25 protein-coding genes are annotated in these 26,921 nt (G+C 75.0%); 11 read left to right on the top strand and 14 right to left on the bottom strand.

Going from position 1 to position 26,921, the window contains the following annotated elements; genetic code table 11:
* The first annotated feature begins 14 nt into the window (after positions 1 to 14).
* Together ACWIYF_RS12790 and ACWIYF_RS12785 are read left to right on the top strand one after the other, a co-directional pair.
* On the top strand, positions 15 to 2,909 hold the full coding sequence (locus tag ACWIYF_RS12790) for a peroxidase family protein (RefSeq protein ID WP_448628512.1): 2,895 nt from the start codon (positions 15 to 17) through the stop codon (positions 2,907 to 2,909).
* Positions 2,906 to 4,291 carry a hypothetical protein gene (locus ACWIYF_RS12785; protein ID WP_448628511.1) on the top strand — a complete coding sequence of 462 codons (1,386 nt, stop codon included), beginning with the start codon at positions 2,906 to 2,908 and terminating at the stop codon, positions 4,289 to 4,291. Before ACWIYF_RS12790 ends, ACWIYF_RS12785 begins: the two co-directional genes overlap by 4 nt.
* 16 nt (positions 4,292 to 4,307) lie before the next feature.
* Here ACWIYF_RS12785 and ACWIYF_RS12780 read toward each other — a convergent pair whose 3' ends face one another.
* The 4 genes from ACWIYF_RS12780 to ACWIYF_RS12765 all read right to left on the bottom strand — a co-directional run bounded on the left by ACWIYF_RS12780 (position 4,308) and on the right by ACWIYF_RS12765 (position 7,178).
* Positions 4,308 to 5,579 carry a cytochrome P450 gene (locus tag ACWIYF_RS12780; RefSeq protein WP_448628510.1) on the bottom strand — a complete coding sequence of 424 codons (1,272 nt, stop codon included), beginning with the start codon at positions 5,577 to 5,579 and terminating at the stop codon, positions 4,308 to 4,310.
* A 1-nt stretch (position 5,580) separates the two neighbouring features.
* Positions 5,581 to 5,781, bottom strand: coding sequence for a ferredoxin (locus ACWIYF_RS12775; RefSeq protein ID WP_448628509.1), 201 nt, complete (start codon positions 5,779 to 5,781; stop codon positions 5,581 to 5,583).
* Positions 5,778 to 6,395 carry a TetR family transcriptional regulator gene (locus ACWIYF_RS12770; protein WP_448628508.1) on the bottom strand — a complete coding sequence of 206 codons (618 nt, stop codon included), beginning with the start codon at positions 6,393 to 6,395 and terminating at the stop codon, positions 5,778 to 5,780. The genes ACWIYF_RS12775 and ACWIYF_RS12770 overlap by 4 nt, the downstream gene beginning before the upstream one ends.
* A 543-nt stretch (positions 6,396 to 6,938) precedes the next feature.
* Positions 6,939 to 7,178 (bottom strand): hypothetical protein, encoded by a 240-nt coding sequence (locus ACWIYF_RS12765; protein ID WP_448628507.1) that lies wholly within the window; start codon positions 7,176 to 7,178, stop codon positions 6,939 to 6,941.
* Positions 7,179 to 7,360: 182 nt separating this feature from the next.
* Here ACWIYF_RS12765 and ACWIYF_RS12760 point away from each other — a divergent pair, with 182 nt between their 5' ends.
* The gene (locus ACWIYF_RS12760; RefSeq protein ID WP_448628506.1) at positions 7,361 to 7,564 is read left to right on the top strand and encodes a cold-shock protein; all 204 of its coding nucleotides are present in this window, start codon (positions 7,361 to 7,363) and stop codon (positions 7,562 to 7,564) included.
* A gap of 112 nt (positions 7,565 to 7,676) precedes the next feature.
* Here ACWIYF_RS12760 and ribA read toward each other — a convergent pair whose 3' ends face one another.
* Entirely contained in the window at positions 7,677 to 9,068 is a 1,392-nt protein-coding gene (gene ribA, locus ACWIYF_RS12755; protein WP_448628505.1) for a GTP cyclohydrolase II RibA, read from the bottom strand.
* 96 nt (positions 9,069 to 9,164) lie between these two features.
* On the opposite strand from ribA, the gene ACWIYF_RS12750 reads away from it, so the two are divergent.
* Both ACWIYF_RS12750 and ACWIYF_RS12745 read left to right on the top strand, forming a co-directional pair.
* Positions 9,165 to 10,148: a zinc-binding dehydrogenase gene (locus tag ACWIYF_RS12750; protein WP_448628504.1), complete on the top strand. Its 984-nt coding sequence runs from the start codon at positions 9,165 to 9,167 to the stop codon at positions 10,146 to 10,148.
* Between the two features lie 4 nt (positions 10,149 to 10,152).
* Entirely contained in the window at positions 10,153 to 10,539 is a 387-nt protein-coding gene (locus ACWIYF_RS12745; protein ID WP_448628503.1) for a 6-pyruvoyl trahydropterin synthase family protein, read from the top strand.
* On the opposite strand, the gene ACWIYF_RS12740 is transcribed toward ACWIYF_RS12745, so the two are convergent.
* The gene (locus ACWIYF_RS12740) at positions 10,503 to 11,606 is read right to left on the bottom strand and encodes a glycosyltransferase family 4 protein (RefSeq protein WP_448628502.1); all 1,104 of its coding nucleotides are present in this window, start codon (positions 11,604 to 11,606) and stop codon (positions 10,503 to 10,505) included. The genes ACWIYF_RS12745 and ACWIYF_RS12740 overlap by 37 nt on opposite strands.
* Between ACWIYF_RS12740 and ACWIYF_RS12735 the strand changes: the two genes are divergently transcribed.
* Together ACWIYF_RS12735 and ACWIYF_RS12730 are read left to right on the top strand one after the other, a co-directional pair.
* On the top strand, positions 11,592 to 12,671 hold the full coding sequence (locus ACWIYF_RS12735) for a glycosyltransferase (protein WP_448628501.1): 1,080 nt from the start codon (positions 11,592 to 11,594) through the stop codon (positions 12,669 to 12,671). The two genes, ACWIYF_RS12740 and ACWIYF_RS12735, sit on opposite strands and share 15 nt — an antisense overlap.
* Before the next feature lie 26 nt (positions 12,672 to 12,697).
* The gene (locus ACWIYF_RS12730; protein ID WP_448628500.1) at positions 12,698 to 13,609 is read left to right on the top strand and encodes an FkbM family methyltransferase; all 912 of its coding nucleotides are present in this window, start codon (positions 12,698 to 12,700) and stop codon (positions 13,607 to 13,609) included.
* Between the two features lie 7 nt (positions 13,610 to 13,616).
* Here the strand turns inward: ACWIYF_RS12730 and ACWIYF_RS12725 are convergent, their stop codons facing one another.
* Complete coding sequence (locus ACWIYF_RS12725; RefSeq protein WP_448628499.1) at positions 13,617 to 14,576, bottom strand: Gfo/Idh/MocA family protein; 960 nt, start codon at positions 14,574 to 14,576, stop codon at positions 13,617 to 13,619.
* A gap of 146 nt (positions 14,577 to 14,722) precedes the next feature.
* On the opposite strand from ACWIYF_RS12725, the gene ACWIYF_RS12720 reads away from it, so the two are divergent.
* A complete protein-coding gene (locus ACWIYF_RS12720) occupies positions 14,723 to 15,700 on the top strand; it encodes a glucosyl-3-phosphoglycerate synthase (protein ID WP_448628498.1) in 978 nt (325 codons plus the stop codon).
* A complete protein-coding gene (locus ACWIYF_RS12715; protein WP_448628497.1) occupies positions 15,697 to 16,890 on the top strand; it encodes a glycosyltransferase in 1,194 nt (397 codons plus the stop codon). The genes ACWIYF_RS12720 and ACWIYF_RS12715 overlap by 4 nt, the downstream gene beginning before the upstream one ends.
* 1 nt (position 16,891) lies before the next feature.
* Here ACWIYF_RS12715 and ACWIYF_RS12710 read toward each other — a convergent pair whose 3' ends face one another.
* The 4 genes from ACWIYF_RS12710 to ACWIYF_RS12695 all read right to left on the bottom strand — a co-directional run bounded on the left by ACWIYF_RS12710 (position 16,892) and on the right by ACWIYF_RS12695 (position 20,224).
* Positions 16,892 to 17,302 (bottom strand): DUF6221 family protein, encoded by a 411-nt coding sequence (locus ACWIYF_RS12710; RefSeq protein WP_448628496.1) that lies wholly within the window; start codon positions 17,300 to 17,302, stop codon positions 16,892 to 16,894.
* Between the two features lie 32 nt (positions 17,303 to 17,334).
* Positions 17,335 to 17,946, bottom strand: a complete 612-nt coding sequence (gene sigE / locus ACWIYF_RS12705) for an RNA polymerase sigma factor SigE (RefSeq protein WP_448628495.1) — start codon at positions 17,944 to 17,946, stop codon at positions 17,335 to 17,337.
* 186 nt (positions 17,947 to 18,132) lie between these two features.
* The gene (gene lpdA / locus ACWIYF_RS12700; RefSeq protein WP_448628494.1) at positions 18,133 to 19,536 is read right to left on the bottom strand and encodes a dihydrolipoyl dehydrogenase; all 1,404 of its coding nucleotides are present in this window, start codon (positions 19,534 to 19,536) and stop codon (positions 18,133 to 18,135) included.
* Positions 19,537 to 19,615: 79 nt separating this feature from the next.
* Positions 19,616 to 20,224 carry a hypothetical protein gene (locus ACWIYF_RS12695; RefSeq protein WP_448628493.1) on the bottom strand — a complete coding sequence of 203 codons (609 nt, stop codon included), beginning with the start codon at positions 20,222 to 20,224 and terminating at the stop codon, positions 19,616 to 19,618.
* A 207-nt stretch (positions 20,225 to 20,431) separates the two neighbouring features.
* Here ACWIYF_RS12695 and ACWIYF_RS12690 point away from each other — a divergent pair, with 207 nt between their 5' ends.
* Positions 20,432 to 21,460, top strand: coding sequence for an LLM class flavin-dependent oxidoreductase (locus ACWIYF_RS12690; protein WP_448628492.1), 1,029 nt, complete (start codon positions 20,432 to 20,434; stop codon positions 21,458 to 21,460).
* Between the two features lie 139 nt (positions 21,461 to 21,599).
* Here the strand turns inward: ACWIYF_RS12690 and ACWIYF_RS12685 are convergent, their stop codons facing one another.
* Both ACWIYF_RS12685 and ACWIYF_RS12680 read right to left on the bottom strand, forming a co-directional pair.
* A complete protein-coding gene (locus ACWIYF_RS12685; RefSeq protein WP_448628491.1) occupies positions 21,600 to 22,280 on the bottom strand; it encodes a response regulator in 681 nt (226 codons plus the stop codon).
* A complete protein-coding gene (locus ACWIYF_RS12680) occupies positions 22,277 to 23,905 on the bottom strand; it encodes a sensor histidine kinase (protein WP_448628490.1) in 1,629 nt (542 codons plus the stop codon). The genes ACWIYF_RS12685 and ACWIYF_RS12680 overlap by 4 nt, the downstream gene beginning before the upstream one ends.
* 140 nt (positions 23,906 to 24,045) lie before the next feature.
* Here ACWIYF_RS12680 and ACWIYF_RS12675 point away from each other — a divergent pair, with 140 nt between their 5' ends.
* Positions 24,046 to 25,449 (top strand): cation:dicarboxylate symporter family transporter, encoded by a 1,404-nt coding sequence (locus tag ACWIYF_RS12675; protein WP_448628489.1) that lies wholly within the window; start codon positions 24,046 to 24,048, stop codon positions 25,447 to 25,449.
* Between the two features lie 74 nt (positions 25,450 to 25,523).
* Here ACWIYF_RS12675 and ACWIYF_RS12670 read toward each other — a convergent pair whose 3' ends face one another.
* Entirely contained in the window at positions 25,524 to 26,861 is a 1,338-nt protein-coding gene (locus ACWIYF_RS12670; RefSeq protein WP_448628488.1) for an FAD-binding oxidoreductase, read from the bottom strand.
* Between the last annotated feature and the right edge of the window lie 60 nt (positions 26,862 to 26,921).

The following is a 26,921-nucleotide window of genomic DNA, read 5'->3' as shown; positions in this document are numbered from 1 at the left end:
GACCGGAGGACCCGATGACCGCCACCTGGACCGAGGAGTACGCCGGCGGCAGCGCCGAGGCCGAACGCCGGCTGTTCGACGACCTGGCGTGGGAGATCATGCAGGTCCAGCTGAAGAACCAGCGGGCCGCGAGCGCCGACGGCGTCCCCCACGGGGTGGACCGGGCCTTCCACGCCAAGCCGACGATGGCCGTCGCCGACGCGCAGTTGCGGTTCCTCGACCTGCCCGCGGAGCTGCGCGCCGGCTTCGCCCAGCCGGGGGCGGTCTACCCCACCGCCGTCCGGTTCTCCAACGCCGCGGGCACCGGTCAGCCGGACTTCGCGAAGGACCTCCGCGGGGTGGCGCTGCGGATCACCGTCTCGCCGGAGGAGCAGCACGACCTGCTCATGACCAACTTCCCGGTGTCACACGCCCGGGACGCGCGGCAGTTCGTGGCGTTCGCCAGTGCGACGGCCGGCGGGACGGCGGCGCGGCTGCTCGGGCTGGTCCGGCTGGCGTTCCGCTGCGGCCCGCTCGAGACGATCCGGATGGTCCGCAACGTGCAGAAGGGCCGGCGGCGGAAGGTCGGCAGCGTCTTCACCGAGACCTACTGGAGCCGGGGCGCCATCCGCTGGGGCGGCGACCTCGCCGTCCGGTACCTGCTGCGCCCGGCCGCCGGGACGCCGGCCGCGCCGCCGCCGTCCCGGACCGATCCGGCGTATCTCTCGAACGAGGCGGCCGGCCGGCTGTCCGCGGGCGACGTGCGGCTCGAACTGTGCGTGCAGCGGTACCGCGACCCCCGGTCGACGCCCATCGAGGACACGGCCGTCGAGTGGTCCGAGGACGTGTCGCCCCCCGAACCGGTCGCCGTCCTGACCATCAGCGCCCGGGACGTCGCCGACGCCACGGAGCGGGTGCGGGCCGGCGCGATCGAGGCCATGGCGTTCAACCCGTGGAACACCACGGACGATTTCCGGCCGCTGGGGAACCTCAACCGTGCCCGCAAGGCGGCCTACGACGCGAGCGCGGCCCACCGGCTGGGCGAGCGCTGGCGGACCGACCTGCCGCTGCGCAACCGGCTCCTCCTGGCGGGCGCGACCGCCGGGTTCGGCGCGCTCAACCGGTTCCTGCCGTGGCACCGGCTGCCGGTCCGGCTGAGCCTGCTGAACCTCACCGCGTTCCGCGAGGTGCTCCGCCGGAGGAACCTCATCGACGTCGAGCCGCGGGAGGCGCCGCCCGTGGCCCGCCCGGTGCCCGCGCCGCCCCCGGAGGAGGACCGGGTGAGCCGGACCTTCGACGGCCAGGACAACGACCTCTCCGCACCCGCGATGGGCGCCGTCGGGACCGCCTTCGGCCGCAACCTGCCGCCGGACCCCCGCCCCGACCTCGACGACGTGCCCAACCCGATCACCGTCAGCCGGGAACTGCTGGTGCGCCGCCGGTTCCTGCCGGCGGGCTCGCTCAACCTGCTGGCGGCCGCGTGGATCCAGTTCCAGGTGCACGACTGGGTCAACCACGCCCGCCTCCCGCTCGGCACCCGCGATGTCCGGGTGCCCCTACCGGAGGGCATGGACGGCTGGATCAACGTGCCCGGCGGCGCTCCCGAGCCGTACATGCGGATCGCCGGGAACCGGCACCGCGAGGACGGGTCCGGCGCCGGGCACCTGGTGTTCGGCAACGACGCGTCCCACTGGTGGGACGGCTCGGAGGTCTACGGGACCGATGCCGCGCAGGCCCTCGCGCTGCGCGAGGGACCGAAGCTGCGGCTGACCGCCGAGGGATACCTGCCCGAGGACCTCACCGGCATGGAGGTCACCGGGTTCAACGAGAGCTGGTGGCTCGGCCTGTCCGGCATGCACACCCTCTTCGCCCGGGAGCACAACGTCCTCTGCGACGAGCTGCGCGCGCACTACCGCGGCTGGAGCGACGACCGCGTCTACCGGACCGCCCGGCTCATCGTCTCGGCGCTCATCGCCAAGATCCACACCGTCGAGTGGACCCCGGCGATCCTCGGCACCCGCGCGCTCGAGCTGGCCATGAACAGCAACTGGAACGGCCCGCCGGACGGCGACTGGCGAACGCGCCTGGGCCTGTGGCTGATGGACGTGCACGCCACCGTCGGCATCCCCCGGACCTTGCCCGACCACCACCGCGTGCCGTACTCGCTCACCGAGGACTTCGTCACCGTCTACCGCATGCACCCGCTGCTGCCCGACGACTACTGCTACCTCGACCACCGCACCGGTGAGGTCCTGGCCCGGCGCGCGTTCCCGGAGATCCAGGGGACGCTGGCCGACGAGGAGATGCGCGCGCTCGGCCTGACCAACGCGCTGTACTCGTTCGGCCGGGCCAACCCGGGCGCGATCACCCTGCACAACTACCCGCGGTCGCTGACCGACTTCGACCGGGGCGGCGAGCGGATCGACCTGTCGGTCGTGGACCTGGTGCGGACCCGGCGGCGCGGCGTGCCGCGCTACAACGACTTCCGCGCGGGGCTGCACAAGCCACGGGTCAAGCGGTGGGCGGACCTCACGGCGAGCGAGGAGGACGCCGAGCTGCTCCGCGACGTGTACCGCGACCGCATCGACGACGTCGACACGATGGTGGGCCTGTTCGCCGAGACCCCGCCCCCCGGCTTCGGGTTCTCCGACACGGCGTTCCGGATCTTCATCCTCATGGCCTCGCGGCGGCTGCAGAGCGACCGGTTCCTCACCGTCGACTTCCGGCCGGAGGTCTACACGCCGTTCGGCATGGACTGGATCGCCGGCAACGGGATGACCAGCGTGATCCTGCGGCACTGCCCGGAGCTGGCGGCGGTGCTGCCGCGCGACCGCAGCGCGTTCGCCCCGTGGCGCCCGGTCGGTCACCCACCGGTGGACCGCGCCTACGAGTCGCGGCTGCAGGCCGCCGCGGCCGGGCGGTCCCGGTGAGCTCCCAGACGCGGGCCGGACACCCCGGGCTCGACGCGCTCGCCGACCGCTCGCTGCTCGAGGTCCTCTGGCGCCGCCGGACGCACCGGGTCAGCCGCGGCAGCTCGGTGCGCGCCGGCTCGATGAGCTACCAGTCGCAGCAGGAGCGGGTGCCGCTGACCGCCCTGGAGCAGGCCGTCCTCATCGCCCTGACCGGCTGCACCGGGCTCACCATGCCCGACCGGCCGTTCAACGACCCCCGCAACGACAGCCCGATCATGGCCAAGCCCAACCTCACGATGGCCGGGCGGTCGGCGGGCAGCCCGGACAATGCCCAGGGCACGCACTTCTTCCTGATCAACGACAGCGGCACGTACTTCCTGCGCAAGCTGCCGCCGCCCGAGGACGGCGGCTCCCCGCTCGACCCGGACGTGCTGCTGGCGCGGGCGGAGGCGGCCAAGGTGCGCCTGTCCGACCAGCGCATCGACGTCCCCGGCGGCAACCGGGACTTCCCGGCCTACCTGGACTCCAACCGGTTCCTGTCGAACCTGCCCGGGACGACGATCCTGTTCCCCGTCGTCGACCTGTCCCGCCAGTACATCAACGGGATGATGTACCTGCTCACCCAGCCGGCCGGCGCGCGACCGACGATCGTGGACGATCGCAACTTCTACCGCCTGGCCGGGGTCAAGCGCTGGGTGCGCTCCGGGTTCCTCAACAAGGACATCAAGCTGCCGCTCGGCGCGATCTGGGGGATGCGCACCCAGATCGAGGCCGACCTGCTGCTGCAGAACCTGATGCTCGCCGCCGACGCCATGGGGCTCGGGGCGTGGATCCACGCCAGCATCTCGCCACCGGTCCTGCTGGGCGATCCCAAGTTCCGCGACCGGTACGGACCGATGCTCGGCTTCGACTGGGTGGTGCCGCGCTGGAAGCCGGCCGACGTCCTGCGCTGGCAGGTGCCCCTCCCCCGCGTCGCCGCCCTGCGGGCGCACCCCGTCGGCCTGCGGCACGGCGGCGAGCACCTGATCCGGGCCATGTGCCCGCCCAACTACCCGAGCATGGCCGCGGCCGTGGACGCGGTGATCGCGGACAAGTTCGGCCGCCAGGGCATCTACAGCGACGCCTCGGTGTTCCGCCGGATCTACAAGGACGACTTCGGCCCCCAGTACCTGGACCAGGCCAGCGACTACGGCCAGGACGTCATCGCCTGCGCCCGGGACATCTGCACCTACATCCACGAGACGCACGGCCGGTTCCCCGCGCACGTCGAGGCCATCCACGTGCCCGGCGTGTGGCTGCAGGCCCACCACGTCGAGCAGCCGTACTACGAGCGGTTCTTCCGCAACGGCCTGACCGACGCCCACCTCGCCCACGACCGCACCTGGCACTCCTCCGGCTGACGCCCCGCCCGGCCGGTCAGCCGAGGCGCAGCGGCAGGACCCGCGGCCCGCGGATCTGGCCGGTCGACCAGGTCACCGCCGCGGGGTCGGCCAGGGAGAACTCCGGCAGCCGCGCCAGCCACACCTCGAGCGCGACCCGCAGCTCCATGCGGGCCAGGTGCGAGCCGACGCAGCGGTGGATCCCGAGCCCGAAGGCGGCGTGCCGGTTGACCTGGCGGTCGATCACCACCTCGTCGGCCCGCTCGAACTGCTCCGGGTCGCGGTTGGCCGCCGGGAAGGGCAGCAGCACCCAGTCCTCGGCCTTCATGTCGACGCCGCGCCAGGTCATGTCCCGCCGGACCAGCCGCGCCATCGTCACCGGCGCGTAGGCCCGCAGGAACTCCTCCATCGCCGTCGGCATCAGCTCCGGCTCGGCCACCAGCCGGCGGCGGTCCTCCGGATGGCCGGCCAGGTGCCACAGCGCGGCGCCGATCGCGCTCCAGGTGGTGTCGATGCCGGCGATGAGCAGCAGCGACATCGTCCCCGCGACGTGCTGCGGCTCCAGCTTGCGGCCGTAGAGCTCGACGTCGAGCAAGTAGGAGGTGAGGTCCTCGCGCGGGTGCGCGAGGTGGTCGCGGATCTGCGCGTAGAGGTACTCGAACAGCTCCCCCATCCGGTCGATGCGCTCCTTGGGGGGCAGGTTGACGCCCTCGAGGGTGTTCTCGACGAACCGGGCGAACTGCGGGCCGTCCTCCGGCGGGAACCCGAGCATGTCGGCGATGACCCGCATCGGGATGTGCTGGGCGTACTCGGCGGCGGCGTCGACGACGTCCCGTCCGGCGAACCCGTCGACCAGCGACTCGCAGAACGCGCGGGTCGCGGGCTCCAGCCGGCTCACGGCGCTCTTCGTGAAGGCCGGCAGCAGCAGCTTGCGGGCGTCGTGGTGGAACGGCGGGTCGGAGGAGATCGGCGGCGACCCACCGATCGGCGCGATGTCCCGGGGCGGCCGGAAGTTGCTCATGATGATCGCCCGCGACGAGAAGGAGTCGGTGTCGTAGGCGATGGCGGCCACGTCCTCGTAGCGGGTGGGCAGCCAGCCCCCGCCGAACCGGTCGGTGTGCGCGACCGGGCACCGCGCGCGCAGGTCGTCCCAGATCTCCGGTGCGCGCTGGGCGTACTCGGGCTCGAGGTGGGAGAAGTCCGTCGTCCAGTCCGAGACCGGACCGGTGACCGGGTCGTTGCGGGTGCCCAGTGCCGGATCGGGGCGGACGTGGTGGAAGTCGTCCAGGGAGCGGTCGTCCACGGTCATGTCAGGCCTCCTCGAGGACGTCGATCGCCTGCTCCGGGCAGTTGGCGACGGCCAGCCGGCCGTCGTCCTCCCGGCCCGGCGGCACCCGCCCGTCGCCGAGGACGACGCCGTAGCCCTCCTCGTCCTCGCCGAACAGGTCCGGCTGGAGGTCGTAGCAGCGGCCGTGCCCCTGGCAGCGGTCCCGGTCGATCCGGAGTCTCATGGCGCGGCTCCCGTCTGTGCGGCGGTGGGCAGTGCGAGGGCGGCCACGAGCCGGGTCAGCAGCGCGGCCCACTCCTGGTCGTCCACGTCGTGGAGGTCCGGGCCGACCAGCGCGGTCCCGGCGGCGAGCGCGAGGCAGAAGTGCGCGATGGCCGCCGCCGGCAGCGACGGATCGACCTCCCCGCGCCGCTGGGCGTCGCGGACCAGGCCGGCCAGCCAGTCGGCCCGCTCGCGGACGTAGCCGCGCATCGGCCCGGCGACGTCCTCGTCGCGGCGGGCGGCGATGAGCGCCTCGAGCATCAGCCGGTCGTCGGGCTCCTCCCGGCGCCGCCGCAGCGACCGGCCGGTCTGCAGCAGGACGTCGCGGATCGGGCGGGCCGGATCGGCCGCGACCAGGTCGGCGAGCAGCCGGCGCCCGTGCACGCGCAGGGCGTCGACGAGCAGCTGCCCCTTGGAGCCGAAGTGGGCGTACAGGGCGCCGTTGGAGAGCCCCGCCGCCTCCGCGATCTCCACGACACGGGTGCCCTCGTAGCCGCGGCGGGCGAAGACGTCGGCGGCCGCCCGGAGCAGCCGCTCGCGGGTGCCGGCCGCGGTGGCGCCCGCGATGCGACCCATGTCACGAATTGAATGGCGATTCAATTCACACGTCAAGCAGGGAGCCGCTGCCGCCGCCGGCGTACAGGTGCACGTGCAGTGCTACGACGGCCTGGTCCACGGCTTTTCGACATGGGCACGGTGTCGCCGGCCGGCGCAACGGGCGATCGAGGAGAGCTGCGCGCGCTTCGGGGAGGGCCTGCACGCCTGACCGGCCGGGAACTGCGCGGCCGCAGCGGCGCGGCGGCCGCCCCCGGCGGGCGAGCACCGGGGTAACGTCCGCCGGGACCGGAGGAGAAACCCATCGCCACACACCTCGGACGCTGCGCAGAAGCTCACCTCGGTTGTCCCTGCCGGGGCGACGAGACGCTCCACGAAGAGCGGTCCCGGACGATCACGGAAGCACGGGAGCGGTCGCAGGAGCCGGAGGAGTGCCCCGAGTGCGGCTCGCCCACGTCGGCGCTGGCCCTGGTCACGTGGGGGAACTGCCGCGCCTGCCGCACGGCGCAGTCACGGCTGACCGACCCACTGCGCTGGTGACGGCGCGGTCGGCGCCACGCTCCGTCAGGTCCGGGGTGGTGCGTCACCGACCTCCCGGAGCTCGGTGACGGCCAGGACCCGGCCGGTCGGATAGAGCTCGATGTCGACGTCCTGGCCCGTGCTGTCGACGACGGTGAGCCACCCGGCGGGGCCGAACCGCACGACTCGCTCCGGGAGTTCGACCTGGCCGTCGGGATCTGCCGCGTCCCGCAGCACGACCCGCGCCTGGTAGAGGTGCCGGTCGTTGACCGTGGTGATGTCCATGCAGGCAGCCTCCTCCGGGCTCGCAGCCCGTACAGTCGGACGGGATCGCTGTCGTACCTCTGCTTCGTTCTCGAACGTCCGCAGTCGTCTCTGCCTGACGTTCCTCTCGGTCCTGCCGGTCGGTGCGGCGGTCGCCGGGCGACGACCGTCGGCCGGACACCCCAGCACGGAAGAAGAACGACATGGCTCAGGGCACAGTGAAGTGGTTCAACGCGGAGAAGGGCTTCGGCTTCATCGAGCAGGACGGCGGCGGCCCCGACGTCTTCTGCCACTTCTCGGCGATCACCGGGAGCGGCTACCGCTCCCTGGACGAGGCGCAGCGCGTCGAGTTCGACGTCACGCAGGGCCAGAAGGGCCCGCAGGCGGAGAACGTCCGGGCGATGTGACCGACGCAGGGCCGCACGGCTCTGCGATACGGCACGTCACCGGTTCGCCGTCCGCGGCGGACGGCCGGAGACTCGGGGTAGCCATCGCGGCTTCCCGGGGAGCCCGTGGTGGTCAGGCCCCGCCGCTCCAACCCTCGGGCGGCGGGGCCGCCTCCGCCCGCAGGCCGGCCGCGGGCTCGACGTCGAAGCCGAGCAGGAGGTCCTCGCCGGCGACGAAGACCGACCGGTTGACCAGGCGGATGCCGTCCGCGACGCGGCCGATCCCGAGCTGCCCCACCGCGTCCACCCCGGCGCCGATGATCGTCGGGGACACCGACACCACGACGCGGTCGGCCGCGCGCGCCTGCAGCATCGAGGTGATGACCCGGGCGCCGCCCTCGACCAGCAGCGAGGCGACCCCGAGGGAGCGCAGCAGCCGCAGCACCCCGTCGATGCGCAATCCCCCGGGGCCGCCCGGGACGTCGCGGACCATGACGCCGGTCGCGACGAGCTGCCGCCGCCGGTCCGGGTCGGCGTCGGGCCGGCAGAGGATCAGCGTCGCGGCGTCGTCGGAGAGCACCTTCGCGTCCAGCGGGGTCCGCAGCGCCGAGTCCAGCACCACGCGCAGCGGCGAGGCCCCCGGCACCATGCGCACCGTCAGCTGCGGATCGTCCTGCAGCATCGTGCCCGCGCCCACCAGCACCGCGTCGCAGCCGGCCCGCATCGCGTGCGCCACCCGGCGCTCCGGCTCGCCGCTGATCCACTTGGCGTCGCCGGTGGCGGTCGCGATCCGCCCGTCGAGGGTCTGCGCGTACTTGACGACGACGTGCGGCCGGTCGGCGCGCGGCTGCTGGTGCCCCAGCAGGCGGCCGACGTCGACCGGCGGGACGCGCAGCTCCTCGAGCCCGTGGCCGGTCGGCCGGTGGTGGCCCAGGCGCGCCTGCTTGGTCTCCAGGTAGAACCGGTTGCGCCGGTGCGGGGCGGTGCCCAGCCCGCGCAGCGACTCCACCGCGACCCCGCCCCGCTCCAGCCCGGCGGCCTTCGCCGGGTTGTTCGACAGCAGCCGGACCGACCGGATGCCGAGCTGCCGGAGCACCTCGGCGGCGTCGTCGTAGGTGCGCAGGTCGGCGGCGAACCCGAGGCGCAGGTTGGCGTCGACGGTGTCGGCGCCGGCGTCCTGCTCGACGTAGGCCCGCAGCTTGTCGACCAGACCGATGCCGCGCCCCTCGTGCCCGCCGAGGTAGAGGACGACGCCGCGGCCCTCGGCGGCGACGGTCCGCAGCGCCGAGCGCAGCTGGACACCGCAGTCGCAGCGCAGCGAGCCGAGCGCGTCGCCGGTCAGGCACTCCGAGTGCAGCCGGGTGAGCACCGGGGAGCCGTCGCCGATGTCGCCGGCCACCATCGCCAGGTGCACGTGCCCGGACGGCGTCTCGAAGGCGTGCGCCTGGAACTGGCCGTACGGCGTCGGGATCGGCGCGGAGGCCACCTCCCGGACGGGCTGCCGCTGCGACGACATCTCGGCCATCTGCACTCCTCTCCTCGCGGGCGCGCACACGGGGCTCCGCACGCTACCGTCGCCCGACCCGGAACGAACCCGTCTGCGGAACGGAGGTCGATCGGCGTGCAGGCCTCCCGGCTGCTGTTCACCGCCCCGCGCCAGGTAGAGCTGGCGCCGGTCGACGTCCCGGAGCCCGGCCCCGGCGAGGTGCTCGTGCGCACCCTGGCGTCTGGCATCAGCACCGGCACGGAGCTGCTGTGCTACCGCGGCCTGCTCGACCCCGACCTGCCGCTCGACGAGCGGATCGGCGCGCTGGGCGGCACGTTCCGGCATCCGTTCCCGTACGGGTACAGCTGCGTGGGGACCGTCGAGGGCTCGGCGGACTCGGTGCCGACGGGCACGCTGGTCTTCGTCTTCCACCCGCACCAGGACCGCTTCGTCGTCCCCGGGGACGACGTCGTCGCGCTGCCGGCGGGCACCGATCCCCGGACCGCGACCCTGTTCCCGCTGGTGGAGACCGGGCTGCAGCTGAGCCTGGACGCCGGGCAGGTGGCGCAGGAGACCGTCGTCGTGCTCGGGCTGGGCGCGGTCGGCGTCCTCACCGCGCTGCTGCTGCGGCGGGCCGACGCGACCGTCCTGGCCGCCGACCCGCTGGCCGAGCGGCGCGACCTGGCCGGCTCGCTCGGCATCACGGCGGTCGCGCCGGAGGAGCTGCCGGCCCGCGTCCCCGCCGGCGGCGTGCCGCTGGTCGTCGAGCTCTCCGGCGCGCCGGGGACCCTGGCCGGGGCGCTGCCCCTGCTCGCGCACGAGGGCACCGCCCTGGTCGGGTCCTGGTACGGCCGGCAGGAGGTTGCGCTGCCACTGGGCGCGGAGTTCCACCGGCGCCGGCTGACCATCCGGAGCAGCCAGGTGTCGACGATCCCCGCCGTCCTCGCCGGCCGCTGGGACGTCGCTCGGCGCCGCCGCACGGCCGCCGGGCTGCTGGAGGAGCTGCCGCTGACCGCCCTGGCCACCACCGAGCTGCCCTTCGCGGAGGCCGCGCGCGCCTACGAGCTGCTGGACCGGCGCGCTCCGGGTGTCCTGCACGTCGCGCTGCGCTATCCATAGCCGCATGTACGAGACCGGGACAGGGTTCGGGGTGCGCGCCTTCCACGTCATGCCGGGGATGCCGCCGCCGGAGGGCGAGCGGCACTCGCACGACTACCGGTTCGACGTCGTCGTCCGCCGGGAGAACCTCGACGAGCGGGGCATGGTCGTCGACCTCGACGTGCTGGACGACGCGCTGCGCGGCGCCGCCGCGCGGGTCGACGGGCAGGACCTGGAGGGGATCGTGCCGGTCGAGGCGGTGACCGTGGAGGCCTTCGCCCGCTGGCTGCACGGGGAGCTCGCGGGTGCGCTGGGCGCCCTGCCCGGCGCGACGCTCGCCGTCCGGGTGTGGGAGAACCCCGACGCGTTCGGGGGCTACACCGCGCCGCTGGGCGGGACGAGCTCGGCGTAGGCGGCCAGGCAGCGGCGGGCGCAGGCCTCCCAGGTGAACTCCTCGAGCACCACCTCGCGGCCCCGCTCCCCCATGCGCGCGGCCAGCGCCCGGTCGCCGAGCAGCTGGGCCAGCCGCTCCCGGAGCTCGGCGACGTCGCCAGGGGTCACGAGGAAGCCGGTCTCGCCGTCGCGCACCACCTCCGGCAGGCCGTCGAGCCGGCTGGCGACCACCGGCGTCCCGCTGGCCATCGCCTCGAGCACGGACAGGCCCAGCAGCTCGGAGATGGCGAAGTGCCGGCCGTAGCAGTCCTCCCGGACGGTGGGCAGGACGAAGACGGCCGCGCTCCGGTGCAGGGCGGGCAGCGCGTCCTCGGCGACCGGGCCGGGGAAGGCGACGTCCCGGCCGCGGGCCAGCTCCCGCAGCAGCCGCGGGTAGTCCCGCCCCGGCGGCCGGGGGTCGTGCCCGCCGCTGCCGGCGACGGTGAGCCGGGCGCCGTCGGGCAGTGCCCGGATCAGCCGGTCGACGCCCTTGTGCGGGGTGATCCGCCCGACGTAGAGGACGCCGTCGCGGCGCACCCGCGGATCCGGGGCGAACCGCCGGGGGTCCGCGCCGCCGTACACGACGCGGGTCCGGTCGGCGGGCACGCCGAGCACCGCCGCGGAGAACGCGGAGACGGTGAGGAACCGGTCGAACAGCGCGGGCAGCAGCCCGAGCCACCCGCCGCCGCCGAGGCCGTGGTCGGTGGTCACCAGCCGCTGCCCCCGCAGCCGCGCCGCCACGGCGGCGATCCGGCTGGGCGCGCTGCGGGTGTGGTGGGTGTGGACGACGTCGGCGCCGTCCAGCGCCCAGGGCAGCTGCGGCGCGAGCGGGTGCACCGGGTGCCGGCGCAGATGCCCGAGCGGGCGCAACGTGCGCACCCGCACGCCCGACGGATCGCGGACCAGACCCGGGCGCGGGCCGAAGGTCACGAGGTCGATCTCGGCATGGCGGGCCAGGGCGCGGGCCAGCTCGACCGGGTAGCGTTCACCGCCGCCCAGCAGGCCGCCGGCGCCGAACGGGGTGGGCGCGACATGGACGATCCGCACGAGCTGATGGTCTCGCTGGTCACGCTCGGCGACCCCGGCACGCTCACCGGCGGCTACCTGTACCACCAGCGGATCGCGGCGCTGGCCCCGCGGTTCGGGGCGCGGGTGCGGTTCGTCTCGGTGCCCGACGCGCCCTTCCCGCTGCCGGTCGCCGCCGGGCTGCGGGTGCTGCGGCGGGCGGTGCGCCCGCGGCCCGACGTCCTGCTCCTCGACAGCATCGCCGCGGCGTACCTGGGGCCCTGGTTGCCCCTGCGGCTCGGCGTCCCTGTCGCGGCGATCCTGCACCAGCCGCCCGGCGGGATCGACGCCGGCCCGCTGCGCACCGCCGTGCAGGCGGTGCTGGACCGCTGGGCCTACCGCGCGGCCGACCCGCTGCTGGCGGCCAGCGCCGCGCTCGCCGACGACCTGGCCGCGGCGGGCCTGCCGAAGGACCGGCTGCGGGTCGTCCCGCCCGGGCGCGACGTGGCGCCCGCGCCCGGCCCGGCGCCGGGCGACCTGCGGCGCGGCCGGCGCGCGGCGGTGCTGTCGGTCGGCAACTGGGTGGCCCGCAAGGGCCTGCTCGACCTGCTGGAGGCGGTGCGCCGGCTGCCCGACGACGCGGTGACCCTGCACCTGGTCGGGGACCCGGACGCCGAGCCGCGCTACGCCGCCCGGGTCCGCGACCGGCTCGCCGATCCGGGGCTGGCCGGCCGGGTGGTCGTGCACGGGCCGCTGCCGGTCGACGGCGTCGCGGCCCTCTACGCCGCCGCGGACGTCTTCGCCCTGGCCAGCCTCCGCGAGCCCTACGGCACCGTGCTCGGCGAGGCGATGGCGGCCGGGCTGCCGGTCGTCGGGTACGCCGCGGGCAACCTCCCGCACCTGGCCCGGGACGGCGAGGAGGGCCTCGTCGTCCCGCCGGGGGACGTCGCCGCGCTCACCACGGCGCTGTTCCGCCTGGCGGCGGACGAGTCGCTGCGGGCCACGCTCGCCGCGGCGGCCGCCCGGCGGGCCGCGACCTTCCCGACCTGGGAGGACAGCGCGGCCCGGCTGTTCGGCGAGCTGCGCGCCGCCGCGGCCCGGCCGTGATGCGCGCCCAGGTGGCCCTCCGCCCGGTGGCGCGCTCGGTCGTCGGCCGGCTGCCGCTGCCGGTCGCCGACGCGCTGCGCCGTCCGCTGCCCGACCGCCCGGGGGTGCTGCGCCGGGCGGTCCTCCGCGCGCTGCGGGAGGGCGGCATCCCCCGCGCCGTGACGAGCTTCCGCCTGGCCGACGACCCGGAGCTGGCCTTCGTCGCCGCCGACTCCCTCGTGCTCGCCCAGCTCTACTGGTACGGCACGCAGGGCTGGGAGCCCGAGCTGCTGCCGTGGTGGCGGCGCTTCTGCCGCCGGGCGGGATCGGTGCTCGAGCTCGGCGCCAACGTCGGCTACTTCACCGTGCAGGCCGCGCGGGCGGCGCCGGGGATCCGCCACGTGGCCGTCGAGCCGCACCCGTTCTCGGCGGAGATCTGCCGGGCCAACCTGGCCCTCAACGGGATCCGCTCCGTGGAGCTGGTCGAGGCCGCGGCGGTGCCCGGTCCGGCGGCCGGGCCGGTGCAGCTGCGCGTGCCGGCCGACCAGCTGGCCACGCCGACCGTGGCCTTCCTCGGACCGGGCACCGAGCTGCCGGCGGGCATGACGCGGGACGTGACCACCGTGATCGACGTCCCCGCGGTCGACGTGCGCGCGCTCGTGGCCGGCGCCGACCTGGTGAAGCTGGACGTCGAGGGCCAGGAGCACCTCCTGCTCGCGGCCGCCCGCGACCACCTCCGGGACAAGCGCCCGGCGCTGTTCGTCGAGGTGCTGGCCGGGACGCCGCAGCTGCGCGCGCTGCTGGCCGACCTCTGCCGGCGGGACGGCTACCGGTGCTACGCCGTCACCCGCACCCGGCTGGTCGAGCTCGCCCCGGCGCGGCTGGCGACCGTGCGGCTGGAGGCCGAGTTCGGCGGGCACGACGTCATCCTCTGCGCCGGCGACCCGCCACCGGGGTGACGACGGGTCACCGCGCCCCGACCGGGACGGCGGTGCCGATCCGGGCCGCCTCGGCGACGGCGACGGCGAGGGCGTGGGTCTGCAGCGCCTCGGCGACGTCGACCAGCCCCGCCGGCGCCGGCCGGCCGGAGAGCAGGTCGACGAAGCCCCGGTCGACGGCGCGCCGGGCGTCCACCTCCGGCGCGGCGCACTGGTCGCCCTCCGGGGTGGCGATGCGCAGCGAGGTCTCGGTCAGGTGCACCGACAGGGCGTCGGTGACCACGTCCAGGCCCGCAGCGGTCGGCGACGGCAGCAGGCAGGAGGTGCTCACCGTGCCGACGGCCCCGGACTCGAAGCGGAGCACCGCGGCGGTCGCGTCCGGCACGTCCCGCGCCTCCGCCGAGGACGGCGCCGCCGCACCGACGACCTCCGTTACCTCGCCCGCGAACAGCCGGAGCAGGTCGAGCACGTGGGTCGCCTGCTCGACCACCTGCCCGCCCGAGAGCTCCTCGCGGCTCCACCACGGGGAGGCGGGCGTGGCGCCCCACCACCGGGCGGCGACCAGCCGGACCGCCCGCCCCCGGACCGCCCGGGCGGCCCGCCCGACGGTGTCGAGGTAGCGCCAGTGGTAGCCGGTCGCGGTCGGCAGTCCGGCGGCGGCGACCGCGGCGGCGACGTCCCGGGCGACGGCCAGGTCGGCTGCCAGGGGCTTCTCCACGAAGAACGGCAGCCCGGCGCGCACCAGGGAGTGCTCCAGCTCGCCGTGCGCGAACGGCGGCACGCACAGCCAGACGGCGTCGGGGCGCGTGCGCAGCAGGTCGTCCGGGTCGTCGGCCACCGGGACGTCGAGCGTCTCGGCCAGCGCCTCGGCCGCCGGCCGCAGGGGATCGCAGATGCCGACCAGCTCGACGTCGTCCATGGCGGCGAGCGTGCGGGCGTGCCGCGAGCCGACCGCACCTGCACCGATGAGCCCCGCCCGGACCGTCATGGGCGGGGATCCTGCCGCCTCGACCCCGGGTCCGGCCACAGATGCCGCGCGCCGATCACGAGACAACCGGCGGGGTCGTGCACCAGTCTGAGCCCCCTCCGGGGGGAACCACGGCCACGACAGCGTCGTCGGAAGGAGATCGGGGCATGCGGAGCGAGATCACGCACTGGCTGGCCCGCCGCACCTATCGCGCCTCCAGCTGGAGCGCCGCCGGCCTGCTCGAGGCCAAGCGGCGCGACGGCGGCACGGTCAGCGTCGTCCTGCCGGCCCTCGACGAGGAGGCGACCGTGGGCGCCATCGTCGAGGCGATCCGGTCGTCCTTCGTCGAGCGGGTCCCGCTCGTCGACGAGCTCGTCGTCGTCGACAGCGGCTCGACCGACCGGACGGCGGCCGTGGCCGCGGCCGCCGGGGCGCGCGTGGTCCACGTCGACGACGTCCTGCCCGCGCACGGGCGGGTGCCCGGCAAGGGCGAGGCGCTCTGGAAGTCGCTGTTCGTCACCGACGGCGACCTGGTGGTCTTCCTCGACTCCGACGTCCACGACTTCGATCCCGGGTTCGTCGTCGGGCTCCTGGGCCCGCTGATCACCGACCCCTCCGTCGGCTACGTCAAGGGGCTCTACGACCGGCCGCTGGCCACGACCGAGGGGCTGGTGCCGACCGGCGGGGGCCGGGTCACCGAGCTCACCGCCCGCCCGCTCCTGGGCGCGCTGTGGCCGCACCTGTCCGGCTTCGTCCAGCCGCTCAGCGGGGAGTACGCCGGCCGGCGCCGGCTGCTCGAGCAGGTGCCGTTCGTCTCGCACTACGGCGTGGAGCTGGGCCTGCTCATCGACCTGGCCGAGCTCGCCGGCATCGACGCGCTCGCCCAGGTGGACCTCGGCACGCGGCGGCACGGCCACCAGTCCGACGCCGCGCTGGGCCGGATGGCCGGGCAGATCCTGCAGACCGCCCTGGCCCGCTGCCACAGCCTGCCGGTGCCCGGCGACGAGCTGGTCCAGTTCGTCCGGGACGGCGCCGACGTCGAGGCGGTGGCCTGGGACGTCGGCGTCATCGAGCGCCCGCCCATGTGCACGGTGCCCGAGTACCGGGCGCTGCACGGCATCGACACCCCAGGCCGGCCCGCATGAAGATCCTCATGGACGCCGGCCCGTGGCTGCCGGTGCCGCCCCGCGGCTACGGCGGGCTGGAGAACGTCGTCGCCACGCTGACCACGGAGCTGCGCCGCCGCGGGCACACGGTCGTGCTGGCCACCGTCGGCGAGAGCACGCAGCCCGCCGACGGGTGCGTCGCCGCCTTCGGCACCGGCCAGTTCGGGCGGCTGGCCGCCCCGTACTCCGAGGTCACCGGGCTGGCGCACGCCCACGAGCAGGCGGTCGTGGCCGAGCTGCGCCGGCACGCCGCGGCCGGCGTCCCCTTCGACCTCGTGCACAGCCACGTCGAGGTGGTCGGCCCGGCGGTGCTCGCCGCACTCGGCCCGGCGGCGCCGCCCGTGCTGCACACGCTGCACTGGGATTTGCGGCGCAACGCCGCGTTCTACGAGGCGTTCGACGGCGGCGGGCGGGTGTTCTACGCGGGCGTCTCCGACAGCCAGCTCGCCCGCGGCCCGGCGCTGCTGCGGCGGCAGGCGCTCGGCGCCGTCCCCCTGTCGGTGCCGATCCCGGACGAGCCCCCGGCCGCCCCGGAGGAACGCGGCGACCACGTCCTCGTCCTCGCCCGGCTGTGCGAGCTGAAGGGCACCGACATCGCGGTGCGGGCGTGCCGCGCGGCCGGGGTGCCGCTCGTGCTGGCCGGCCCGGTCGGCGGTCAGCCGAACGCCTCGGCGCTCGCGGCCGCGCTCGCCGACCCTTCCAGCCCGCTGCACGGCTACCCCGACGTCCGCTGGTTCGGCGAGCACGTCGCTCCCCTGCTCGGGGACGGGGCCCGCTGGATCGGCAGCGTGGACGGCGAGGAGAAGCGCCGGCTGCTGCGGTCCGCGCGGGCGGCGCTGTTCCCGATCCGGTGGGCCGAGCCCGGTGGCACCGCGGTCTGCGAGGCACTCGCCGCCGGGACGCCGGTCGTCGGCATGGCGCGGGGCTGCCTGCCCTCCCTGGTGGACGAGGGAGTCACCGGGTTCCTCGCGACCGACGAGGCCGGGTTCACCGCGGCGCTCGGCCGGCTCGACGAGCTGGACCCGGAGGCGTGCGCGGCGACCGCCCGCCGGCGGTTCTCCCCCGCGGTGATGGCCGACGGCTACGAGCGGCTCTACGCCGAGACGCTGCGCCGGGCCGCGCGGGGACCGGCCGAACGGCCGGTGCCGGCGGCCCTGGGCGCCGGATAGCTCAGGGCCGCCACTCCGGCCGGTAGTCGTGGTGCTCGGCGTAGGGCAGCGCGAGCAGCGCCAGGGTCAGCGCGGCCAGCTGGTGCTGGTCGGAGGGCGTGAGGAAGAAGTCGGCCAGGCCGTGCGGCCGAGCACCGAGGAAGTGCAGGTCGGGGCCGATGTCGCGGCAGGCCATGACCAGCCGCCGCCGGGCCGCGCACTCGGCGATGGTCCGCGCCGGGTCGTGGTGGGCGGCGTGCTCGGCCACGAACGGCGGCAGTGAGCCGAGCGCCCCGTCGCCGTGGTGCCACCGCTGCTGCCCGCTGCCCTCGGCCGCGTCGACGGCGATCCGCTTGTCCTCGGCGATGCGGGCGAGCAGGAACTCGTCGAGATTGGGCTCCCGATCCGGTTCCAGCCCGGAGTCCGGTTCCATCGGGCCATCCTGCCGCGCTGCGGTTCGGGCGACTACGCCGCCCCGTCGCCGGGGACGGCGGCGGCGCGGCGCGGGTCCAGGTGGGCCAGCGCCTCGCGCAGCTGCACCCGCCCGCGGTGGATGCGGCTGCGCACCGTCCCGAGCTTGATGCCCAGCGTCGCCGCGATCTCCTCGTAGGTCAGCCCCTCGATGTCGCAGAGCACCACGGCGACGCGGAACTCCGGCGAGAGCGCGTCCAGCGCCGCCTGGATCTGCGGATCGAGGTGGGTGTCGGCGTACACCTGCTCCGGGCTGGGCGTGCTGCCCGGCAGCCGCTCGGTGTCCTCCGGCAGCGCGTCGAACCGGATCCGCTGCCGGCGCCGCACCATGTCCAGGAACAGGTTCGTGGTGATCCGGTGCAGCCAGCCCTCGAACGTGCCCGGCGAGAAGTTCGCCAGCGACCGGAACACCCGGATGAACGTCTCCTGGGTGAGGTCCTCGGCGTCGTGCTGGTTGCCGGAGAGGCGGTAGGCCAGCCGGTAGACCCGGGCGGAGTGCTCGCGCACGACCTCGTCCCAGGTCGGCGTCACCCAGTTATCGGGCGCGACGGGGACGCTCTCGGGCGCGACAGCAACAGGGACGGTCGACGAAACAGCGGTGCTCATGGCGGGAGTCCTCCAACCCGACGGTCGGCAGGTCTCCCCCACCCGGACGTCTTCCGGGCCGGTCGCGCCGGGCCTGGTGCCAGGCCGTACTGACGACGCTCCGCGGAGGGGTACTCCCCTACTGCAACCAATCATGCACGAGGCCGGCGGCGGCTGTCCACTCGCCGCCGCCGACCCACAGCGAACTCAGAGGTTGATCATGTGGCCGGTCAGGCCGTGGAACGCCTCCTGCAGCGCCTCGGACAGCGTCGGGTGGGCGTGCACGTTGCGGGCCAGCTCGAGCGCGGTGAGGTCCCACTTCTGCGCGAGGGTGAGCTCGGGCAGCAGCTCGGTGACCTCGGGGCCGATCAGGTGGCCGCCGAGCAGCTCGCCGTAGGTCTCGTCGGCGATCAGCTTGACGAACCCGCCCGGCTCGCCGAGGCCCTGGGCCTTGCCGTTGGCCGTGAAGGGGAACTGGACGACCTTGACCTTCCAGCCCTTCTCGTCGGCGAGCTCGCGGGCCTGGGCCTCGGTGTAGCCGAAGCTGGCCACCTGCGGGGAGCAGAACGTGGCCCGCGGCATCATCGGGTACTCGAGCGTCATCGTCTCGGCGCCCGCGATCGTCTCCGCGGCGACGACCCCCTGGGCCTCCGCGACGTGGGCGAGCATGAGCTTCGCCGTCACGTCGCCGATGGCGTACACGTGCGGCACGTTGGTCCGCATGTGGTCGTCGATCGCGATGGCGCCGCGCTCGGTCAGCTGAACACCGAGCTTGTCCAGGCCGTAGCCCTCGACCCGCGGCGCGAAGCCGATCGCCTGGATGACCTTGTCGGCCCTGAGCTCCTGCGTGCCCTTGGCGTTGGACACGGTGACGGTCACCGAGTCGCCGGAGTCGTCGATCTTCTCCACCTTCGTGGAGGTCAGGACGTCGACGCCGAGCTTGCGGTAGGCCTTGGCGAGCTCCTTGGAGACCGCCTCGTCCTCCAGCGGCAGCACCCGGTCGAGGAACTCGACGATGGTGACCTGCACGCCGTAGTTGCGGAGCACGAAGGCGAACTCGACGCCGATCGCGCCGGCTCCGGCGATGATCACGCTCCCCGGGAGCTCCCGGGTCATGATCTGCTCCTCGTAGGTCACGACCCGCTCCGAGAGCGAGGTGCCCGGGATCAGCCGGGTGGTCGTGCCGGTCGCGATGATCACGTTGTCGAAGGTGACGGTCTCCTCGCCGCCGCCGCTGAGCGCGACGCGCAGGGTGTGCGGGTCGGTGAACTCGCCCCAGCCGTCGAACTCCGTGATCTTGTTCTTCTTCATCAGGAAGTGGACGCCCTTGACGCGGCCGTCGGCCACCGTCCGGCTGCGGTCGAAGGCGGCACCGAAGTCGAAGGTGACCTCACCGGAGATGCCGAACGTCTTGGCCTCGTCGCGCACCAGGTGGGCGAGCTCGGCGTTGCGCAGCAGGGCTTTGGACGGGATGCAGCCGACGTTCAGGCACACCCCGCCCCAGTACTTCGTCTCCACGACAGCGACGCTCTTGCCGAGCTGTGCAGCGCGAATGGCGGCCACGTACCCGCCCGGACCGGCCCCGAGGACGACGACGTCGAAATGCGGCATGCCCCGAGCCTAGGACCGGGGCGGGGGCATCCGCTGAGGGACGGCGTGAGGTCGCGCACCTCCCGGCGGAGGACTCCGCTCAGACGGTGCCGTCCGCGGTGGCCACCGGCCCCGCCGTCCCGACCGCGGGGCCGCCGGTCAGGGCGGATCCCAGCTGCTGCGTTCCGCGCAGCACCTCGGAGGCGCGCTGCTGCTCCCCCGCGTAGGAGCTGACGACGACGAGCGCGCCGGTGAGCGCGGGCACCACCCACTGGAGCTGGTCGAGCCTCTGCTGGGCGGCCTTGACCTCGCCCCGCGCGCGGCGACTGGGCTTCGTCGCCCTCTTGGAGGGGACCGCGCCGCCCTGCGAGACGATCTGGCCGAGGGCCCGGCTGTAGGCCGTCACGCCCAGGGCCGCGGCGGTGAGCACGGTCTTGGTCAGCGACATGGCGGCGACGCCCTTCTGGCGTTCCACGCGCCCGCGGTTGCCCAGCAGCTGGCCGACGCTGCCGACGAGGTGAGCGCCGATGGCCGCAGCGTTCACCGGCGTCCACCGGTCCCAGCCGGCGTTGGCCACCGCGCCGGTCCGGGACGCCGACCCTGCTTCTGCCGAGGCGGGGTTGAGGGCGACGGCGTTGGCCAGCGTGCCGCCGAACCAGGCGGCCAGCCCCACGTCGTGGAGGGAGCGGGACACGGTGTTGCGCGCCATGTGCGGGTTCCTCGATCTGGAGAGCGTCGCCCGGATCCTGCGGCTCGGAGCCGCCGATCGGCCGTTCGGACCCCCGGCTCCTACCCGACGACCGGTCGTCCCACCCGTCCCGCGTCCCGCGTCCTCGCCGGCGGAAGGGGATGGATGCCAGGAGGAGGTCCGGCCGCGGGCGGAGATACTCGGCGCGACCCGACGAAGGAGTGCCGCATGCCCGATCCCTCGGTCCCGCTGGAGAAGCTGGGCTTCCTCACCATCGGCCTGTTCGACGGCGCCGATCCCGGACCGGGGCACGAGACCACGCTGGCGGTCATCGAGCTCGGTGAGCGGCTCGGGTTCGACAGCGCCTGGGTGCGGCACCGCCACCTGCAGTACGGCATCTCCTCGCCGGTCGCCGTCCTGGCCGCCGCGACCCAGCGCACCCGGCGGATCGCGCTGGGCACCGCCGTCATCCCGCTGGGCTGGGAGAACCCGCTGCGGCTGGCCGAGGACCTCACGACCGTCGACGTCCTCTCCGGCGGGCGGCTCAATCCGGGCGTGAGCGTCGGCCCGCCGATGCACTGGGACGACGTGAAGGGCGCCCTCTACCCGGACACCGCCGACGTGGAGGACTTCTCCTACGAGCGGGTGGCGCGCCTCCTGCGGTTCGTCCGGGGCGAGCGGGCCGCGTCCTTCCGCGGCCGGGAGAGCGTCGTCGAGGAGTGGTCGGACCGGGTCGAGCCGCACTCCCCCGGCCTGGCGGCGCGGATGTGGTACGGCGGCGGCAGCGAGAGCTCCGCACGGTGGGCCGGCGAGCACGGCATGAACTTCCTGACCAGCAACGTCGTCAAGGCCGTGGACTCGGCCGACTTCACCGAGATCCAGCGCTCGCACGTGCACGCCTTCCGCGCCGCCCATCCGGACGGGGACGCCGCCCGCGTCTCGCAGGGGCTGGTGGTGATCCCGACCGACAGCGCCACCGCGGAGCAGCGCGCGAAGTACCGGGCCTACGTCGAGGCCCGCAGTCCCCGGATCGGGACGCCGCAGGGGCCGACCGGCCTGCTGTTCGCGCCCGACCTGCTCGGCACCGCGGACGAGATCGCCGAGGCGCTCTACGCGAACGCCGCCTTCCGCGAGGTCAGGGAGGTGGCCTTCGCGCTGCCGTTCAGCTTCGAGCACGAGGACTACGTGCAGATCCTCACCGACATCGCCACGAAGCTCGGCCCCGCGCTCGGCTGGGAGCCCCGGTCCAGCGAGTGAGCACGACGGCGACAACACGGTGGCGACGACGATGGCGACCAGGAGTCGATCGGCGAGGAACTCGGCGGCGAGTACCGGGGGCCGGTGCGGTTCACCGCCGGGCTGAAGGCCGGCGCCGAGCGCGGCGAGCAGCGGAGAGCTAAGGGCTCCCCGGTCGCCAGCGGTACTCGAGTTCCGGGCGGCCCGTGCCGCCGTAGCGGGGCGACCGGTCGACCAGTCCGGTGTCGGCGAGGTACTCGAGGTACCGGCGGGCGGTGATCCGCGAGGCGCCGATCGCCTCGGCGGTCTCGGTGGCCGAGATCCCGTCGGCGGCCCGGATCGCGGAGACCACGGCGTCCAGCGTCTCGCGGCCCATGCCCTTCGGCAGCGGGGCCGTCCCCGCGGGACGCACGGCCTCCAGGACCCGGTCGATCTCGGACTGCCCGCTCGCGTCGCCTCCCCGGACGAGCTGCGCCCGATACCTCGCGTACGCCTCCAGGCGGTCGCGCAGCGCCGGGTAGGTGAACGGCTTGAGCAGGTAGCCGACGACGCCGTGGGCGGCCGCGGCCCGGACGGTGGACAGCTCGCGCGCCGAGGTCACGGCCAGCACGTCGACGTCCACGCCGGCCGCGCGGATCCGGCGGCACAGCTCTATGCCGTGCGTGTCCGGCAGGTTCATGTCCAGCAGCACCAGGTCGACCTGCGTACGGCTGAGCACGGCGAGCGCGTGCCCGCCGGTGCCGGCGACGGCGACGGTGGTGAAGTCCGTGGTGCGGTCGACGTAGGCGCGGTGCGCCTCGGCGGCCACCGGTTCGTCCTCCACCACGAGCACGCGGATCATCGCGGCCGCCCCCGCCGGCCGTCGACCGGGAGCGAGACGCAGAACTCGGCGCCCGGCCCCGGGCGGCAGGTCACGGTGCCGCCGTTGCGCAGCACGGCCTGCCGGACGAGCGCCAGCCCGAGGCCGCGGCCGGGAGCTCCGGGCTCGGCGGACGCCTTCGTCGTCCACCCGCGCTCGAACACGCGCGTCACCTGCTCCTCGGACAGCCCGGGACCGCTGTCCTCCACCCGGATCTCCAGCCGCCCGTCCTCCTCCCAGGCGGCCAGCCGCACCTCCCGGGGTGGCTCCCCCGCGAGCGCCGCGTCGATCGCGTTGTCGACGAGGTTGCCGACGATGGTGACCAGGTCGCCGCCCGGGAGGCCGGTGGCACCGACGGCCGTCCCGGGATCGACGTCGAGGCGGACGCCGCGCTCGTGGGCGGTGGCCGCCTTGCCGAGGAGCAGCGCCGCCAGCACGGGCTCGCCCACGGCATCGACGACCCGATCGGTCAGCCGCTGGGCCGTCGCCAGCTCGGCTGTGGCGAACTCGACGGCGTCCTGCGGCCGCCCCAGCTCGACGAGGGAGACCGTGGTGTGCAACCGGTTGGCGGCCTCGTGCGCCTGGGCGCGCAGCGACTCGGCGAAGGCCCGGATGCTGTCCCGCTCGCCCGTGACCGCCTGCAGCTCGGTGCGGTCCCGCAGGGTGACCACGGTGCCGGTCGAGCCGCCGTCCGGGGACGTGGGCGCCTGGTTGACGACGACCACCCGCGAGCCGGCCAGGAACACCTCGTCGGTCACGGCGCGCCGGCCGGTCAGGGCCTCGGTCAGCTCCCCGGGCAGGCCCAGCTCGGCGACGCGCCGGCCGGTCGGGTCGTCGGCCACTCCCAGCAGCCGCCGCGCCTCGTCGTTGGCCAGCTGCACCCGGCCCTCGTCGTCGACCAGCAGGAGCCCCTCTCGGACCGCGTGCAGGGCGGCGTGGTGGTAGTCGACCAGCCGCGCCAGCTCCCCCGGGGAGAGCCCGTGCGTCTGGCGCCGGAGCCGGCGGCTGAGCACCCAGCTCCCGAGCGCGCCGACGGCGAGGGTCACGAGCGCCGTCCCGACGATGCCCGGCACGTCGCGGGTGAGGTCGCGGCCGATGGCCGCGACCGTGATGCCCGCCGACACGAGCGCCACGACCCGCCCCCGGTCGTCGAGGACCGGTCCGGTGGTGCGCAGGGACGGCCCGAGGGTGCCGGTGTAGGTCTCGGTGAACGTCCGGCCGGCCAGCGCGGGTGCGATCGTGCCCCGGAAGGGACGGCCGATCTCGGCCGGGTCGGGATGGGTGAACCGCGTGCGGTCGGGGGCGAAGACCGTGATGAAGGAGGTGCCGGTCTCCGCCCGGATCCGCTCGACGTAGGGCTGCAGCACCGCCGTCGGGTCGCTGGCGGTGACCGCCTGCAGGACCAGTGGTGAGGTGGTGAGGCTGTCGACGATCGCGGTGGTCCGCAGTTCCGCGTCGCGCCGGACGTCGGAGCGGGCGTCGGTGTAGGCGACGGCGCTGGACATGAGCACGACGGCGAGCACCACGAGCGCCTGGAGCAGCAGCAACCGGGCCGCCAGGCTGGTCTCGCCGGTGCCCGGCCGCGCCACGAACGCGGGGATTCGCACGCCTGGGAGTGTCCCGCCGTCTGCCGTGAACGCTATGAACGCAAACGTGACCGGAGTCACCGGGCGCCCGAGGGTGAGGCACGGCTCACACCGGGCCGACCCACCCCGGGATTCCCCCGGCAGACTCCGCAGGAGCAGTCATGGCCTCCGTCAGCGCACCCCCACCGGCGTCGCGGCCGCGGCGCCGCGACCGCACCCACTGGCTCTACCTCGCCGTCATCGCGGCGGTGGTACTCGGCATCGTCGTCGGCCTGGTCTTTCCCGCGTTCGCCACGGAGCTCAAGTGGCTGGGGACGGCGTTCGTCGGGCTGATCAAGATGCTCATCGCGCCGGTCATCTTCTGCACGATCGTGCTGGGCATCGGTTCCATCCGGCAGGCGGCCAAGGTCGGCCGCGTCGGCGGGCTGGCCCTCGGCTACTTCCTGCTGATGTCGACCGTGGCACTGACCATCGGACTCGTCGTCGGCAACCTCCTGCACCCCGGCGAGGGGCTGCAGGTGACCGAGGCACTCCGCGGCCAGGGCACCGACCTCGCGGCCCAGGCCGAGCAGGGCGGTGGGACGACGGAGTTCGTCCTCGGCCTGATCCCCACCACGCTGGTGTCCGCCCTGACGTCGGGCTCCGTGTTGCAGGCGCTGCTGATCGCCCTGCTGGTCGGCTTCGCGATCCAGGCGATGGGCCGCTCCGGCGTGCCGATCCTGCGCGCCGTCGGCTCCTTCCAGAAGCTGGTCTTCCGCGTGCTGGCCATGATCATGTGGGTGGCCCCGATCGGCGCGTTCGGCGCGATCGCCGCGGTCGTCGGCGAGACCGGCGTCGACGCCCTGAAGAGCCTTGCCGTCCTCATGCTCGGCTTCTACGCCACGTGCGTGATCTTCGTCGTCGGGATCCTCGGCCTGCTGCTGCGAACAGCGGCCGGCGTGAACGTGTTCTCGCTGCTGCGCTACCTCGGCCGGGAGTTCCTGCTCATCGTCTCGACCTCGTCGTCGGAGACGGCGCTGCCGCGGCTGATCGCGAAGATGGAGCACGCCGGCGTCAGCCAGCCGGTCGCGGGCATCGTCGTCCCGACCGGGTACTCGTTCAACCTCGACGGCACAGCCATCTACCTGACGATGGCCTCGCTGTTCATCGCCGAGGCCCTCGGCGACCCGCTGTCGATCGGCGAGCAGATCGGCCTGCTGCTGTTCATGATCATCGCCTCGAAGGGCGCCGCCGGCGTCACCGGCGCCGGGCTGGCCACCCTCGCCGGCGGCCTGTCCGCGCACCGTCCCGAGCTGCTCGACGGGGTGGGCCTGATCGTCGGCATCGACCGGTTCATGTCCGAGGCGCGGGCGCTGACCAACTTCGCCGGCAACGCCATCGCCACGGTGCTGATCGCCACGTGGACGCGGGAGCTCGACCGCGCCCAGCTGGACGCGGCGCTGTCGGGTGAGTCGCCGTTCGACGAAGCGACGATGCTCGACGAGCACGAGGCCGGGGACGCGACCGGCGGCGACGGGGGCACGGCCGCCACGCGAGAGACCCCGGCGCTGGCGGCCGCGCCCTGAGCGAACGCCCGCCGACCGACGGCGGCGGTGCCCCTCCCGGGCCCCGCCGCCGTCGCGCGTGCACCGCGGCGCGGTCAGCGGGCGGCGAGGGAGTGCAGTCCCCGCGCGCCGGCCAGGATCCGGTGCGGGTCGTACCGGCCGGCCAGCTCCGCGAGCCGCCGCAGGGTCGCCGCGTCGTAGACGCGCGCCAGCTCGGCCGGCGACTCCTCGCGGCCGAACGTGGCCATCCCGCGGCCGGTGGACCAGCGGCCCAGCGCGGCGAGCACGCCGGCGGCGTGCTCGGCCACCCCGGGCGCAGGAGGCCCGTCGACGACGAGGCTGAACGCCGCGTCGCGATGCGCGAGGGCGCTGGCCCGCTCCGGCACCCGGGCGATCGCCCCCCCGAGCTGGCGCAGCTCGACGAGCAGCTGCGGTGAGCCGGAGCCCGGACCGGCCGCGGCGAGCAGCGCGTCGGCGGCCTCCTCCGGCAGCGCGTCGAGCAGCAGCTGCGCCTCGGTGAGGGCGCGCGGTGCGTGCGGGGCGTCGTGGATCTCGCCCAGCTCGGTGTAGGGCCGCACGCGCACGCCGTCGTCCCGCGGCACCGCGCACGCGCGCACGGGGGCCAGCAGGGCGGCTCCGGCGTCGGCATCGCCGACCCACGCGAAGCGCACGGCGGCGGTCAGCCGCCCGGTCTCCCGGTCCCGCACGAGCGCGAACGAGGTGGTCGCCTGCGGGGGCAGCCCGGCGCACCACGTGCGCCAGCGGTGCAGCACGGTACCGGCGTCCGCGCCGTCGAACCGCAGCGCCCCGGCGTAGAGCTCGTCGACGGCCAGCAGGTCGAACTCGACGGCGGTGACCACGCCCAGGGCACCCCGGCCGCCGCGCAGCCCCCAGTACAGGTCCGGGTCCGAGGGCGCCGTGACCCGCCGCAGGGCGCCGTCGCCGGTGACCACCTCGAAGGCGCGGACCCGGTCGGACGAGGGCCCGTAGGCGCGGGCGACCGGCCCCAGCCCGCCCCCGAGCGTGCAGCCGACCACCCCGACCCCCGACACGGAGCCCGTGAGCGGGGCCAGGCCGTGCACCGCGGCCGCGTCGAGGACCTGCTGCCAGCGGACGCCGGCGCCGACGCGGGCCCAGCCCTCGGGATGCACGGTGCACTCGTCCAGCTGCGCGGTCCGCACGAGCAGGGTCTGGTCCAGCGGGATCCCGCCGCCGTGGCCGGTCGCCTGCACGGCCACCTCGATCCCGTGCCGGCCGGCGAAGCGGACCGTGGCGGCGACGTCGTCCGCGCTGGCGACCTCGACGACGGCGAGCGGACCGGGCGCCCCCTCCCCGACCGCGGGCGGCCGCAGCCGCCCGCGCAGCAGGCCGGCCAGCTCGGACAGGGGCGGGCGCGCCGCGGGCAGCGGGCGGGCGGGCGGTGCGGCGGTCACGGGGGGCTCCTCGGCCGGGTGGGACGGTCGGCGCAGAGCCTGCGCGGCCACGCTTGGCGC

The organism is Geodermatophilus sp. URMC 64 (genome assembly GCF_053502555.1).
This window is presented reverse-complemented; position numbering and strand designations above follow the sequence as displayed.

Bases quoted from the DNA above. Each gene is read 5' to 3' on its own strand.
- ACWIYF_RS12790 (WP_448628512.1), top strand. From the start codon at position 15: ATGACCGCCACCTGGACCGAGGAGTACGCCGGCGGCAGCGCCGAGGCC.
- ACWIYF_RS12780 (WP_448628510.1), bottom strand. From the start codon at position 5,579: ATGACCGTGGACGACCGCTCCCTGGACGACTTCCACCACGTCCGCCCC.
- ACWIYF_RS12775 (WP_448628509.1), bottom strand. From the start codon at position 5,781: ATGAGACTCCGGATCGACCGGGACCGCTGCCAGGGGCACGGCCGCTGC.
- ACWIYF_RS12770 (WP_448628508.1), bottom strand. From the start codon at position 6,395: ATGGGTCGCATCGCGGGCGCCACCGCGGCCGGCACCCGCGAGCGGCTG.
- ACWIYF_RS12765 (WP_448628507.1), bottom strand. From the start codon at position 7,178: ATGGACATCACCACGGTCAACGACCGGCACCTCTACCAGGCGCGGGTC.
- ACWIYF_RS12760 (WP_448628506.1), top strand. From the start codon at position 7,361: ATGGCTCAGGGCACAGTGAAGTGGTTCAACGCGGAGAAGGGCTTCGGC.
- ribA (WP_448628505.1), bottom strand. From the start codon at position 9,068: ATGGCCGAGATGTCGTCGCAGCGGCAGCCCGTCCGGGAGGTGGCCTCC.
- ACWIYF_RS12745 (WP_448628503.1), top strand. From the start codon at position 10,153: ATGTACGAGACCGGGACAGGGTTCGGGGTGCGCGCCTTCCACGTCATG.
- ACWIYF_RS12735 (WP_448628501.1), top strand. From the start codon at position 11,592: ATGGACGATCCGCACGAGCTGATGGTCTCGCTGGTCACGCTCGGCGAC.
- ACWIYF_RS12725 (WP_448628499.1), bottom strand. From the start codon at position 14,576: ATGACGGTCCGGGCGGGGCTCATCGGTGCAGGTGCGGTCGGCTCGCGG.
- ACWIYF_RS12720 (WP_448628498.1), top strand. From the start codon at position 14,723: ATGCGGAGCGAGATCACGCACTGGCTGGCCCGCCGCACCTATCGCGCC.
- ACWIYF_RS12715 (WP_448628497.1), top strand. From the start codon at position 15,697: ATGAAGATCCTCATGGACGCCGGCCCGTGGCTGCCGGTGCCGCCCCGC.
- ACWIYF_RS12710 (WP_448628496.1), bottom strand. From the start codon at position 17,302: ATGGAACCGGACTCCGGGCTGGAACCGGATCGGGAGCCCAATCTCGAC.
- sigE (WP_448628495.1), bottom strand. From the start codon at position 17,946: ATGAGCACCGCTGTTTCGTCGACCGTCCCTGTTGCTGTCGCGCCCGAG.
- lpdA (WP_448628494.1), bottom strand. From the start codon at position 19,536: ATGCCGCATTTCGACGTCGTCGTCCTCGGGGCCGGTCCGGGCGGGTAC.
- ACWIYF_RS12695 (WP_448628493.1), bottom strand. From the start codon at position 20,224: ATGGCGCGCAACACCGTGTCCCGCTCCCTCCACGACGTGGGGCTGGCC.
- ACWIYF_RS12690 (WP_448628492.1), top strand. From the start codon at position 20,432: ATGCCCGATCCCTCGGTCCCGCTGGAGAAGCTGGGCTTCCTCACCATC.
- ACWIYF_RS12685 (WP_448628491.1), bottom strand. From the start codon at position 22,280: ATGATCCGCGTGCTCGTGGTGGAGGACGAACCGGTGGCCGCCGAGGCG.
- ACWIYF_RS12675 (WP_448628489.1), top strand. From the start codon at position 24,046: ATGGCCTCCGTCAGCGCACCCCCACCGGCGTCGCGGCCGCGGCGCCGC.